Source organism: Kitasatospora sp. NPDC094015 (genome assembly GCF_040304075.1).
Lineage (GTDB): Bacteria > Actinomycetota > Actinomycetes > Streptomycetales > Streptomycetaceae > Kitasatospora.
Genome location: NZ_JBEOUL010000005.1, coordinates 324,131 through 337,268, shown reverse-complemented (window position 1 = coordinate 337,268; position 13,138 = coordinate 324,131). Strand labels below are relative to the sequence as shown.

8 protein-coding genes and 1 pseudogene are annotated in these 13,138 nt (G+C 74.0%); all 9 read right to left on the bottom strand.

Annotation, left to right across the window (positions count from 1 at the left end; genetic code table 11):
* Positions 1-279: 279 nt before the first annotated feature.
* The gene (locus ABT014_RS09435) at positions 280-3,345 is read right to left on the bottom strand and encodes a helix-turn-helix transcriptional regulator (protein WP_350638080.1); all 3,066 of its coding nucleotides are present in this window, start codon (positions 3,343-3,345) and stop codon (positions 280-282) included.
* Between the two features lie 131 nt (positions 3,346-3,476).
* On the bottom strand, positions 3,477-3,683 hold the full coding sequence (locus ABT014_RS09430; RefSeq protein WP_350638079.1) for a hypothetical protein: 207 nt from the start codon (positions 3,681-3,683) through the stop codon (positions 3,477-3,479).
* Between the two features lie 247 nt (positions 3,684-3,930).
* A complete protein-coding gene (gene gatB, locus ABT014_RS09425) occupies positions 3,931-5,430 on the bottom strand; it encodes an Asp-tRNA(Asn)/Glu-tRNA(Gln) amidotransferase subunit GatB (RefSeq protein WP_350638078.1) in 1,500 nt (499 codons plus the stop codon).
* Between the two features lie 32 nt (positions 5,431-5,462).
* Positions 5,463-5,702, bottom strand: coding sequence for a hypothetical protein (locus tag ABT014_RS09420; protein WP_350638077.1), 240 nt, complete (start codon positions 5,700-5,702; stop codon positions 5,463-5,465).
* A complete protein-coding gene (gatA, locus tag ABT014_RS09415) occupies positions 5,699-7,192 on the bottom strand; it encodes an Asp-tRNA(Asn)/Glu-tRNA(Gln) amidotransferase subunit GatA (protein WP_350638076.1) in 1,494 nt (497 codons plus the stop codon). The genes ABT014_RS09420 and gatA overlap by 4 nt, the downstream gene beginning before the upstream one ends.
* Before the next feature lie 5 nt (positions 7,193-7,197).
* A complete protein-coding gene (gatC, locus tag ABT014_RS09410; RefSeq protein ID WP_350638075.1) occupies positions 7,198-7,494 on the bottom strand; it encodes an Asp-tRNA(Asn)/Glu-tRNA(Gln) amidotransferase subunit GatC in 297 nt (98 codons plus the stop codon).
* Positions 7,495-7,803: 309 nt separating this feature from the next.
* Positions 7,804-9,435 (bottom strand): annotated as a pseudogene (locus tag ABT014_RS09405) (putative bifunctional diguanylate cyclase/phosphodiesterase); the annotation flags it as partial.
* Positions 9,436-9,827: 392 nt separating this feature from the next.
* Positions 9,828-12,134 carry an NAD-dependent DNA ligase LigA gene (ligA, locus tag ABT014_RS09400; protein WP_350638073.1) on the bottom strand — a complete coding sequence of 769 codons (2,307 nt, stop codon included), beginning with the start codon at positions 12,132-12,134 and terminating at the stop codon, positions 9,828-9,830.
* A 19-nt stretch (positions 12,135-12,153) separates the two neighbouring features.
* A complete protein-coding gene (locus ABT014_RS09395) occupies positions 12,154-13,107 on the bottom strand; it encodes a methionine synthase (RefSeq protein WP_502894914.1) in 954 nt (317 codons plus the stop codon).
* Positions 13,108-13,138: the final 31 nt, after the last annotated feature.

Sequence of the window (13,138 nt, the reverse complement as noted above, 5' to 3'; positions counted from 1 at the left end):
CCCTCCGACCCCAGGACCTGTTCGGCCCGGGCCTCGGCTGTGCGGCGCTCCGCGGTGCCGTACCGGTGTTCCCGATCCGGACCCTACACCACTTTCGTCACTCAACGACACGCTCACTCAACTTAGAGTAATGACGTGCAGGGACAGCCTGGTGGCGGTGGATCGGGATCGCCCGATCGGCAGCGGCGCACGCCCCCCGGCGCGCTCCCGCCATCCGGTGCGCCGTCGAATGCGCCCGTCCGGACCGCCGGCGCGGGCCGGTGAGGCAGCGCGGGTGGCTCAGCGCTCGCCGGCCACCGGTGCCGGGTCCGGGAACAGCCGCCAGCGGTGGGCCAGTGCGGCCGCCTCGCCGCGGCCGGTGACCTCCAGCTTGGCCAGGATGTTGGAGACGTGCACGCTGGCCGTCTTCGGCGAGATGTAGAGCTCCTCGGCGATCTGCCGGTTGGTCCGGCCGAGCGCCAGCAGCCGCAGCACGTCGCGCTCGCGCGGGGTCAGCCCGAGCGCCTCCAGCACCGGCGGCCGCTGCGAACTCCCCTCCGCCGTCGGTGCGGTGGCCCGTCGGGGGCGGCCCGCCGTCAGCGGCAGCGCGGCCCGCTCGGCCAGCAGGGCGGCCTCCCGCTCCAGGTGGCGGTCACCGCGCCGGCCGGCCAGCGCGTGCGCCTCGCGGAGCAGCTCCGCCGCGGCGTCCCGCCGGCCGTCGGCGAGCTCCCGCTCCGCGGAGCGCAGCAGCGCGTACGCCAGCGGGTGCGCCAGACCGGTGGCGCGCAGGGCGTCCACCGCGGCGGCCCAGTGCGCGGCGGTGTCCGCGCCCTGGGCCCTGGCGAGTTCGCCGTCCAGCAGCCGGGCCCAGCCGATCTGCAGTTCCACCCGGGGCCGGTACTGGGCGACGGCGGCGGCGATCCGGGCGAGCACCTGCTCGCGGCCCGGCTCGGTGGCGGGCAGCCCGCGGGCGTCCGCCTCGGCGGCCGCGGCCTGCACCAGCAGCGGCAGCAGCAGGGCTTCCTGCCCCGGGTTGGTACCGGCGGCGAGCAGGTCGAGCAGGTCCTCCCGGGCGGCCAGCGGGCGGCCCTGCCGGGCGGCCAGCGCGATCCCGATCCGGAGCGTCGGCAGGACGTGCTGCGGCTGCTGGTTGCGCCCGGCCGCCCTGGTCTGCGCGTACGCGGCCTCGGTGGCGGGCAGGTCGTCGGCGAGCAGGGCGAGTTCGCCGCGCAGCCGGCCGAGGAACTCGTGGTGCGAGTCCCGGGACGGGTCCTCCGCCCAGCCGTCGAGCAGCGCGCCGGCCTCCTCCAGCCGGCCGAGCGCGATCAGCGCCTCGGCCCAGTTGCCGGTCAGGATCGCCCCGGTGTTGCCCAGCAGGCCGGTGCTGCCGGCCGCCTCCAGCCCCTCCCGGGCGGCCGCCGCGGCGTCCTCGGCCCGGCCGACCATGTTGAGCAGGCTGGCGAGGTTGTTCAGGCCCCGGCAGAGCAGGTCGGGCACCCCGAGCGAGCGGGCCTGCGCGACCGCCTCGGTGAGCTGGGCCAGCCCGTCGGCCGGCTCCTCGAAGTCGGCGAGCAGGCTGCCCAGGGTCATCCGGGCGTGCGCCTCCACGCTGGACGCGCCGACCTGCCGGGCGATCCCGGCGGCCCGCTCGGCGATCGCCAGGTGGGCCCGGGTCGGGCGCCGGAGCATCGCGTGCGCGGCGTCCAGCGCCAGCACCTCGGCCTGCACCGCGGAGGGGCCGAGATCGGCCACCAGCCGGTGCGCGTACGCGAGTTCGTCGCTGCCGCCGGGCCGGTCCAGGTGGCCGAGCATCCGGGCCCGCTGCATCCGGAACCAGGCCGCCCGGGTCGGGTTCTCCTGCTCGTCGACCAGCTTGATGCCGCGCTTGGCCAGGCTCAGGCCGCGTTCGCGCTCACCGCTGCGGCGGGCCGCGACCACGCCCTCGGCCAGCACGTCCACCACCCGCAGCCGGTCGCAGGAGGCGTCGTGGGTGCCCGGGTCGCAGGCGCAGGGCGGGTAGGTCTCGGCCCAGTCGTACGGGCGCAGGGTGTGTTCCAGGACCTCCTCGGAGACCTCGTCCCAGAGTTCCAGGGCGCGTTCCAGCATCTTGAGCTGCTCGGCGAAGGCGTTGCGGCGGCGGGCCTCCCGGGCGGCTTCCAGGGCGGCCGGCAGGGCGCGGGCCGGATCGTGCGCGTGGTACCAGTAGTTGGCCAGCCGGGCGGGCCGGGCGTCGCAGCCGACCAGCGACGGGTCCGCCTCCAGCACGGCGGCGAAGCGGCGGTTGATCCGGTGCCGTTCGCCCGGCAGCAGGTCGTCCGAGACCGCCTCGCGGACCAGCGCGTGCCGGAAGCAGTAGCCCTCGCCGTCCGGGTCGGGCCGCAGGATGTTGGCGCCGACCGCGGTGCGCAGTGCCTCGATCAGCGGCTCCTCGCCCTCGTCCAGGACGGCCGCCAGCAGCTCGTGCTCGACGCAGGAGCCGCCCTCGGCGGCGAACCTGATCACCTGCTGGGTCTCGTCGGGCAGCGCCTCGACCCGGACCAGCAGGATGTCCCGCAGCGAGTCGGTCATGCCGGCCGGACAGCCCTGCTGGTACGCGGTGGCGAGCTCCTCGACGAAGAACGGGTTGCCCTCGGACCGGCGGTGGATCCGGTCCACCAGGGCCCGGTCCGGCGCGCCGGTGCCGAGGATGCCGGCCAGCTGGGCGGCCACCTCGCCCTGCCCGAAGCGGTCCAGCTCCAGGCGCTGCACCGTGCGCAGCCGGTCGAGTTCGGCGAGGAAGGGGCGCAGCGGGTGGCGGCGGTGCAGGTCGTCGCTGCGGTAGGTGGTGACGATCAGGACCCGGGAGCCGTGCAGGGTGCGGATCAGGTAGGCGAGCAGTTCCCGGGTGGAGCGGTCGGACCAGTGCAGGTCCTCCACCGCGAGCACCAACGTCCGTTCCACGGAAAGCCGTTCGAAGAGCCGGGCGGTGTGCTCGAACAGCCGGGCCCGGCCGAACTCGTCGTTCGGCTCCCCGTCGGCCTCGCCGAAGCCCGGGAGCAGCCGGGCCAGATGGCCCTCCATCCCGGCCGCGGCCTGCTCCAACTCCCGCCCCAGCAGCCGGTGCAGCCGGCGCAGCGCGGCGGCCAGCGGCGCGTACGGCAGGCCCTCGGCGCCGATCTCCAGGCACCCGCCGAGCGTGCTGAGCGCGCCGGCCGCGGCCGCGCTGCCGAGGAACTCCTCCACCAGCCGGGTCTTGCCCACCCCGGCCTCTCCCCCGATCAGCACGGTCTGCGGCTCGCCGGCCTCGGCGCGGCGCAGGGCCGCGGCCAGAAGGTCGGTCTCGCTGCTGCGCCCGACGAAGACCGGGCTGACCGATATCTGCTCCATGTCGGCGAGCATGCCACAGGGCGGTGACCCCGGCCGAGGCGTTATCCCGGCCCCCGGACGGCCCGAAGGGGAGGCGCCGTGGGCGTCCTCCCCTTCCGTCCCGGTTCCGGCACCCGGGATGTGCCTTTCTGTCAGCATTCGCCGAGGCGGGCGGCGCGGACCTGGCCGGCGCCGGCCACGGCGCCGTCGGTGCGGCGTACGCTGCGGGCGAACCTGGCCCGCAGGCCGGGGCGGGCGGCGGGCGCCGCCACGGACCTGGCCTCGCGGACCAGCCGGGCCCGCTCGGCCTCCTGCTGGAGCTGCTGCTGGCGCTGGCGGATGATCTCGTACTCGAACACGGTGGTGGTGTCCCCCTGGTCGGGCCGCGTCCCGGCCTCGGTCGGCCGGTCCGTCGTCCGGGGTCAACCTTTCCGTCCCAGTGGGGGCCCGGACATCGGCAGCATGCCCGATCTTCCGGGGCGCCGGCGCCTTAGGGACCGGCCCCGGAATGCCGGACGGCCCGTCCGCGCCCCCTCGGCGGGGGTACGGACGGGCCGTCCGGTCTAAGGCCGGCCCGGGGTCGCCCGGGATGGGCCTAAGGGGTCCTCAGGAGAGCCGGGCCAGCAGCAGGTCCTTGACCTTGGCGGCGTCGGCCTGGCCGCGGGTGGTCTTCATGACCGCGCCGACCAGGGCACCGACCGCCTGGACCTTGCCGTCACGGATCTTGGCCGCGACGTCCGGGTTGTCGGCGATGGCCTGGTCGACGGCCGCACCGAGTGCGGAGTCGTCCGAGACCACGGCCAGGCCGCGCTGCTCGACGACCGCGTCCGGCTCACCCTCGCCGGCCAGCACGCCCTCGATCACCTGGCGGGCCAGCTTGTCGTTCAGCTTGCCCTCGGCGACCAGCGCGCAGACCCGGGCCACCTGGGCCGGGGTGATCGGCTGCTCGGCCAGCTCGGTGCCGGTCTCGTTGGCCCGGCGGGCCAGCTCGCCCAGCCACCACTTGCGGGCCTGGTCGGCCGGCGCGCCGGCGGCGATGGTCTGCTCCAGCAGCTCCACCGCACCGGCGTTCAGCACCGACTGCATGTCCTTGTCGGACAGCGCCCACTCGGCCTGCAGCCGGGCCCGGCGCACCCGCGGCAGCTCGGGCAGCTCCGCCCGCAGCTCCTCGACCCACGCCCGGGCGGGGGCCACCGGCACCAGGTCCGGCTCCGGGAAGTAGCGGTAGTCCTCGGCGTTGTCCTTGATCCGGCCGGCCGTGGTGCTGCCGTTGTCCTCGTGGAAGTGCCGGGTCTCCTGGACGATCGTGCCGCCGTCGGTCAGCACCGTGGCGTGGCGCTGGATCTCGAACCGGGCCGCCCGCTCGACGCTGCGCAGCGAGTTGACGTTCTTGGTCTCCGAGCGGGTGCCGAAGGTCGTGGTGCCGTTCGGGCGCAGCGACAGGTTGACGTCGCAGCGCATCTGGCCCTTGTCCATCCGGGCCTCGGAGACGCCCAGCGCCCGGATCAGCTCGCGCAGCTCGGCCACGTACGCCTTGGCGACCTCGGGCGCGCGCTCGCCGGCGCCCTCGATCGGCTTGGTGACGATCTCGATCAGCGGGATGCCGGCCCGGTTGTAGTCCAGCAGCGAGTGCGTGGCGCCGTGGATGCGGCCGGTGGCGCCACCGACGTGGCTGGACTTGCCGGTGTCCTCCTCCATGTGGGCGCGCTCGATCTCCACCCGGAAGGTCGAGCCGTCCTCCAACTGCACGTCGAGGTAGCCGTTGAAGGCGATCGGCTCGTCGTACTGCGAGGTCTGGAAGTTCTTCGGCATGTCCGGGTAGAAGTAGTTCTTCCGGGCGAACCGGCACCACTCGGCGATCTCGCAGTTCAGCGCCAGGCCGATCTTGATCGCGGACTCCACGCCGACCGCGTTGACCACCGGCAGCGAGCCGGGCAGGCCGAGGCAGGTCGGGCAGGTCTGCGAGTTGGGCTCGGCGCCCAGCTCGGTCGAGCAGCCGCAGAACATCTTGGTCTTCGTACCCAGCTCGACGTGGACCTCAAGGCCCATCACCGGGTCGTACGAGGCGAGTGCGTCCTCGTACGAGACCAGACTGATGACGCTCACAGCGTCCCCTTCACTTGAGTCTTGGAGGTCCGTCAGCCCAGCAGCACGTCGTCGTCGCCGAGCCGCTTGAGCTCACGGACGAGGAGCGCGGTGCCGGTGATCAGCGCGGCGGCGCCGACCAGGGCGTTGATCAGCTTGAGGGTGTCGTTGTCGCCACGCGCCTTCTTGACGTCCTTGACGATCGAGACCGCGCCGAAGGCGCTCGTCCCGATGGACAGCCACAGGCCGGGCTTGGAGTGCTTGAACCCTTTGGCCTTCGCAACGGTGCTCACAGTGCCGGTGCCTCCTCCAGCAGGGGGTGTCCCCACTTGTCGTTGAGTGCGGCCTCGACGGCGCCGCCCACGCGGTACAGGCGGTCGTCCGCCATCGCGGGTGCGATGATCTGCAGGCCGACCGGGAGATTGTCCTCCGGGGCCAGGCCGCAGGGCAGCGACATGGCCGCGTTGCCCGCCAGGTTCGACGGGATGGTGCACAGGTCCGCCAGGTACATCGCCATCGGGTCGTCGGCGCGCTCGCCGATCGCGAAGGCGGTGGTCGGGGTGGTCGGCGACACCAGCACGTCGACGCCGGCGAAGGCCGCGTCGAAGTCGCGCGAGATCAGGGTGCGCACCTTCTGGGCCGAGCCGTAGTAGGCGTCGTAGTAGCCCGAGGACAGCGCGTAGGTGCCCAGGATGATCCGGCGCTTGACCTCGTCGCCGAAGCCGGCCTCGCGGGTGAGCGCGGTGACCTCCTCGGCGGAGCGGGTGCCGTCGTCGCCGACCCGCAGGCCGTAGCGCATGGCGTCGAAGCGGGCCAGGTTGGAGGAGGCCTCGCTCGGCGCGATCAGGTAGTACGCCGGCAGCGCCAGGGTGAAGGACGGGCAGGAGACCTCGACGACCTCGGCGCCCAGCTCGCGCAGCAGCTCGACCGACTCGTCGAAGCGCTGCATCACGCCGGCCTGGTAGCCCTCGCCGGCGAACTCCTTGACCACGCCGATCCGCATGCCGCGCACGTCGCGCATCTTCGCCGCCGCGACCACGGCCGGCACCGGCGCGTCGATCGAGGTGGAGTCCAGCGGGTCGTGGCCGGCGATCGCCTCGTGCAGCAGCGCCGCGTCCAGCACCGTACGGGCGCACGGGCCGCCCTGGTCCAGCGAGGAGGAGAAGGCGACCAGGCCGTAGCGGGAGACCGAGCCGTAGGTCGGCTTCACGCCGACGGTGCCGGTCACGGCGCCGGGCTGGCGGATCGAGCCGCCGGTGTCGGTGCCGATCGCCAGCGGGGCCTCGTACGCGGCCAGGGCCGCCGCCGAGCCGCCGCCGGAGCCGCCGGGGATCCGGGAGAGGTCCCACGGGTTGCCGGTCGGGCCGAAGGCCGAGTTCTCGGTGGAGGACCCCATGGCGAACTCGTCCATGTTGGTCTTGCCGAGGATGACCACGCCGGCGTCCTTCAGACGCCGGGTCAGGGTCGCGTCGTAGGGCGGGATCCAGCCCTCGAGGATCTTCGAACCGCAGGTGGTCGGGATGCCCTCGGTGGTGAAGACGTCCTTCAGCGCCAGCGGGACGCCGGCCAGCGGGCCGAGCTCCTCGCCCTTGGCACGCTTGTCGTCGACCGCGCGGGCGGCCCGGAGCGCGCCCTCGGTGTCGACGTGCAGGAAGGCGTTGACCTTCTTGTCCACGGCGTCGATCCGGTCCAGGTGCGCCTGGGCGACCTCGACGGCGGAGACCTGGCCGGAGGCGATCGCGCCCGCCGTCTCGGCTGCGGTGTAGCGGATGAGATCGGTCATGGTGATCAGTCCTCCCCGAGGATCTGGGGCACGCGGAAACGCTGCTCCTCGCTGGCCGGGGCGCCGGCCAGCGCCTGCTCCGGGGTGAGCGAGGGCCGCACCTCGTCCGCGCGCATGACGTTGGTCAGCGGCAGCGGGTGGGAGGTCGGCGGGACGTCCTGTCCGGCGACCTCGGAAACGCGGGCGACCGCGCCGATGATCACGTCGAGCTGCTCGGCGAAGTGGTCCAGCTCTTCGGCCCGCAACTCCAGACGCGACAGCCGGGCGAGGTGGGCGACCTCCTCGCGCGTGATGCCAGGCATGCAGCGATCCTCAAGGTGAGTTCTGGTGAGGCCGGAGCGCGCTTGCGCGGTGCCCGGCCCGGACGGGCGGGCGCCGGGCGCACCCCCGTCCTCTTGGTCTGTGGCCCCATCCTATGGGGCGCGGCCCGGCCACCGGCCACGCCGACCGGGCGGCGGGCGGGAAAGCACGGCCGCGACAGGGTAGGAACGCCCGGTCGCGGCGGGCCGGGAACGCCGCGGCCCCGCCCACCCCGGCGAGGGGCGGACGGGGCGCGTCGGCGGCGGACCCCCGGCAGCGGACGCCGGCAGCGGACCTGCGGCGGCAGCCGGTCACGGCTGGCTGGTCGGGGCCCCCAGTTCCGGCTTGGGCTTCGCGCCCGGGCGGACCTGCGGCGCCGGGCGCACCTGGGTCGCCGTCAGCCGCTCCACCGAGGGTGCGCCGGTGCTGTGCACCATCAGCCAGGCGGTGGCCTGGTCGGCCGGCAGCGCGGCCGACACCAGCCAGCCCTGGACGGCGTCCACCCCCATGGCCTGCAGCCGCTCCCAGGTCTCGTCGTCCTCGACGCCCTCCGCGACCACGGTCAGCCCCAGCGAGTGCGCCAGCTCGACCGAGCAGCGCACCACGGCGGCGTCGTGGTCGTCGGCGACCATCCGGGAGACGAAGGAGCGGTCGATCTTCAGCTCGCCGACCGGCAGGCTGCGCAGCCGCACCAGCGAGGAGTGCCCGGTTCCGAAGTCGTCCAGCGACATCCGCACGCCGTAGCGGCGCAGCTCGTCCAGGGTGTCGGCGGCCCGGCGGGAGTCGTCCAGCAGCAGCCGTTCGGTGATCTCCAGCTGGAGCGCGTCGGCCGGCACCTGGTTGCGGTCGAGGTGGCCGGCGACCCGGGCGGCGAAGCCCGGGTTGAGCACGTCCCGCGGCGAGACGTTGACCGCGACCGGCACCTTGAGGCCCTGGGCCCGCCAGATCGCCAGCTGACCGACCGCCGACTCCAGCACGTAGTCGGTGAGCCGCGGCATCAGCCCGCTGGACTCGGCCAGACTGATGAACTCGTCCGGCGCGACCCGGCCCTGGCCGGCCCGCTCCCAGCGCAGCAGCGCCTCCAGGCCGACCACCCGGCCGTCGAACGCCACCTTCGGCTGGTAGTGGAGCTTGACCTCGGCGGTCTCCAGCGCCCTGCGCAGGTCGCCGAGCAGCCCGATCCGGTACGGGGTGTCGATGTCCCGCGACTCGTCGTACTGCTCGACCCCGCTGCGGCTGCGCTGGGCGTGCGCCATCGCCACGTCGGCGCGGCGCAGCAACGATTCGGCGTCCTGCGCGTGGGTCGGGTAGACGCAGACCCCGGCGCTGGCCTCCAGCACCAGCAGCAGCCCGTCGAGCCGGATCGGCGCGGCGAGCTCCACGATCAGGGCCTTGGCCACCCGCTCCATGGTCTCCGGGCTGCCCACCCCGGGCAGCAGGACGGCGAACTCGTCGCCGCCCATCCGGGCCACCACGGCCTGCCCGCTGCGCTGCACCGACGGGGGCAGCGCGCCGAACACGTCCTCGGTGTCCGACCCGCCGGGGCGGGCCTGGCCGGACTGCGGCGCCGGGCCTGAGCGCAGCGCGCGGTTCAGCCGGCGGGCGATGTGCACGAGCAGCCGGTCGCCCGCGGTGTGGCCGAGGGCGTCGTTGAGCGAGCGGAACCGGTCCAGGTCGAGCAGGATCAGGCCGACGCTGTAGCCGTCCTCCCCGTCGTGCTGGGCGATCGCCTCCTGGGCGGCGAGCAGCAGGGCCTGCCGGTTGGGCAGGTCGGTGAGCGGATCGGTGAGCTGGTCCCTGGCCCGGTCGCGGGCGATCCGCCAGGCCGCCACCAGGACGGCCAACGGGACCGCGAACAGCGGCAGCAGCTCGGGTTCGTAGCGGTAGACCAGGACGGCGAGCGGGATGAGCGGCGCGGCCCCGGCCAGCACAACGCCGAGCAGCAGGACCGCACCTGCCACCCCCTGCGGCGGGCGTGTGGGCGCACCGCCGGTCGTACGATCCATAAGCCCTGTCCTCCGTCGGGCCCGCCCCGTCAGGCCGCCTTACGGTGAGGCACCGTACCGGTGCCGATGGACGTCAGGTGACGGGATGTCCCCACGGGCGCCGGCCGAAACCGGTGCCGCCCACCCCTGCTGACTCTCTGTTGCGCTCCAGGGTATGCCGGGGTCGACCGGGAGGGCAGACTTTCGGACATCCCTGAGCGCGCCACCGGCCGGACTTCCCCGTCGGGAGAGGCCGGCACCGCCGCACAGTGACAGAATGCCCGAACTCTTGCGGGCGGGCGCCGGTGACGTCGCATCAGGAGGATAACGACCAAGGGGTGGACAGCCCGTCACCGGTCGGCGGGGCTCTCCTCCCCGGTGACCGCCGCGGGGGCGGCGGCCGGCCCGGCCGGCTCCGCCGGCAGGCCCAGGTGCGCCCTGGCCGCCTCGGGGCCCTGCTCCAGCAGCACGGCGAAGCCCGCGTCGTCCAGCACCGGCAGGCCGAGCTGGACCGCCTTGTCGTACTTGGAGCCCGGGTTGTCGCCGGCCACCACGAAGTGGGTCTTCTTCGACACCGAACCGGTGACCTTGGCTCCGCGCGAGGTCAGCGCCTCCTTCGCGCCGTCCCGGGTGTGGCCGGCGAGCGTGCCGGTGACCACCACCGTCAGCCCCTCCAGCGGCCGCGGACCCTGCTCCTCGGCGCCCTCCTCGACGAAGCGCACCCCGGCGGCGCGCCACTTCTCCAGCACCTCGCGGTGCCATTCCTCCTCGTACCACTCCTTGACGGAGCGGGCGATGGTCGGGCCGACGCCCTCGGCGGCGGACAGCTCCGCCTCGTCGGCGGCGAAGATCCTGTCCAGATCGCGGAACTCCCGGGCCAGCGCCTGGGCGGCGACCGGGCCGACGTGACGGATCGACAGGCCGTTGACGAACCGCCACAGCGGGCGGTCGCGGACGGCCGCGAGGTTGTCCAGCAGGAGCGTCAGGGACTTCTTCGGCTCGCCGCGGAGATTGGCGAAGAAGGCGACCACCTTCTCCTCGCCGGTGCGGTCGTCCAGCTTCGGCATGCCGGTCTTCGGCTCGCGCACCAGCACCTTGATGGGGAGCAGCTGGTCGACGGTGAGGCCGAAGATGTCCCCCTCGTTCTTGACAGGCGGATCGGCCGGCTCCAGCGGCTGGGTCAGCGCGGTGGCCGCGACGTACCCGAGCCCGTCGATGTCCAGCGACTCGCGGCCGCCGAGGTAGGCGATCCGCTCGCGCACCTGGGCCGGGCAGAACTGCGCGTTGGGGCAGCGCAGGTCGATGTCGCCCTCGGACATCGGCCGCAGCTCGGTGCCGCACTCGTGGCAGTGCGAGGGCATCACGAACTCCTGCTCGGTGCCGTCCCGCAGGTCCTCGACCGGGCCGAGGATCTCCGGGATGACGTCACCGGCCTTGCGCAGCACCACCGTGTCGCCGAGCAGCACGCCCTTGGCCTTGACCACCTGCTGGTTGTGCAGGGTCGCGTACTGGACCATCGAGCCGGCCACCTTCACCGGCTCGGCCAGCACCGCGTACGGGGTGGCCCGGCCGGTGCGGCCGATGCCGACCTTGATGCTGGCCAGCTTGGCGGTGACCTCCTCCGGCGGGTACTTCCAGGCGATCGCCCAGCGCGGGGACTTGGAGGTGGCGCCGAGCCGGCCCTGGAGCGCGATCTCGTCGACCTTGACCACCACGCCGTCGATCTCGTGCTCGACCGAGTGGCGCTGCTCGCCGTACTGCCGGATGAACTCCCGCACCTCGTCCAGGCTGCCGACCACCCGGTTGTGCCGGGCGGTGGGCAGGCCCCAGTCGCGCAGCAGCCGGTAGGCGTGCGACTGGCAGTCGATGTCGAAGCCGACCCGGGCGCCGATGCCGTGCACCACCATGTGCAGCGGGCGGGAGGCGGTGACCTTGGTGTCCTTCTGGCGCAGCGAGCCGGCCGCCGCGTTGCGCGGGTTGGCGAACAGCTTCAGCAGCGCCTGCGGGCGCTTGCCGGCGCGCTCCCGCTCGGCGTTCTCCGCCTTGCGGCGCTCGTTCTCCGCGGCCAGCGAGGCGTTCAGCTCGGCGAAGGCCTCGGTGGGCAGGTACACCTCGCCGCGGATCTCCACCAGCTCGGGGATGTCCTCGCCCTGGAGCTGGTGCGGGATCTCCTTGATGGTGCGGACGTTGGCGGTGATGTCCTCGCCGATCCGGCCGGTGCCCCGGGTGGCGGCCAGCACCAGGCGGCCGCGCTCGTAGGTGAGGTTGACGGCCAGGCCGTCCACCTTCAGCTCGCACAGGTAGTGGTAGTCGATCCCGGCCAGCTCGCCGGCGACCCGCTCCGCCCAGGCGGCCAGCTCCTCGTCGTCCATCGCGTTGTCCAGGCTGAGCAGCCGCTCGCGGTGCTCGACCTTGGCGAAGCCCTCGGTGGCGGTGCCGCCGACCTTCTGGGTGGGCGAGTCGGGGGTGACCAGGGCCGGGTGCTCGGCCTCGACGGCCTCCAACTCCCGCATCAGCGCGTCGAACTCGGCGTCGCTGACGATCGGGGCGTCCTGGTCGTAGTACCGGACCCGGTGCTCCTCGATCTCGGCCGCCAGCTCGGCGTGCCTCGTGCGCACCTCGGCCGGGATCTCCTCCCAGCCCTCAACACCCGCCACCCTGGGCCCTCCTGCCGTGCTACTCCGGGTTGTCCACCAGGCTCTGCGCCGCCTTCACGCTGAGTGACAGCGCCCGCCTGGCGTAGTCGGGGGAAGCCCCCGCCAGCCCGCAGCTCGGCGTCACCAGCACCCGGCGGCCCAGCAGCTCCGGGTCGAGCCCGAGCCTGCGCCACAACGTCCTGACACCCTGGACACTACCGGCAGGGTCGGACATTCCCTCGTCGCCGGAGGGCACCACACCGGCCAGGATCACGGTGCCGCCCTCGATCGCCTCGCCGAGGTCGTCGTCGTCACGCTCCGTCAGGAACGAGAAGTCCAGCGAGACCCCCGCCACCCCGGCCCGGCGCAGCAGCGCCAGCGGCACCCGCGGGGCGCAACTATGCACCACCACCGGCACGTCCAGCGCCTCCACCACACCGCGCAGCACCTCCTCGGCGCGCTGCCGGTCGACCGTGCGCAGCCGCTGGAAGCCGCTGGCGGTGGGCACCGAGCCGGCCAGCACGGCCGGCAGCGAGGGTTCGTCGAGCTGCAGGACGGGCTGCGCGCCGGGGATCCGGGCGCGGACGTCGTCGAGGTGGCGGCGCAGCCCCTCGGTCAGCGACCCGGCGATGTCCCGGCAGGCACCGGGGTCGGCGAGCGCCTTCTCGCCGTGCCGCAGCTCGATCGAGGAGGCCAGCGTCCACGGGCCGACCGCCTGGAGCTTCAGCGGACCCTGGTGGCCCTGGGTGAACTCCTCCAGCGCGTCCAGGTCCTCGCCCAGCCAGGAGCGGGCCCGCCGGCTGTCCCGCCCCGGGTGGTCGGCGAACCGCCAGCCGCTCGGCTCGACCTGCGCGAACAGCTCGACCAGCAGCCCCGCGCCGCGGCCGATCATGTCGGCCCCGGGGCCGCGGGCGGGGAGCTCCGGCAGGTGCGGCAGCAGCTCCAGCGAGCCGGTCACGGTCCTCGCCGCCTCGCGCGCGTCGGTGCCGGGCATCGACCCGACGCCGGTCGCGGCGCCGGGCCTG

Excerpts from the sequence above, each read along its gene's own strand:
- ABT014_RS09435 (WP_350638080.1), bottom strand. The coding sequence starts at position 3,345 with ATGGAGCAGATATCGGTCAGCCCGGTCTTCGTCGGGCGCAGCAGCGAG.
- ABT014_RS09395 (WP_502894914.1), bottom strand. The coding sequence starts at position 13,107 with ATGCCCGGCACCGACGCGCGCGAGGCGGCGAGGACCGTGACCGGCTCG.
- gatC (WP_350638075.1), bottom strand. The coding sequence starts at position 7,494 with ATGCCTGGCATCACGCGCGAGGAGGTCGCCCACCTCGCCCGGCTGTCG.
- gatA (WP_350638076.1), bottom strand. The coding sequence starts at position 7,192 with ATGACCGATCTCATCCGCTACACCGCAGCCGAGACGGCGGGCGCGATC.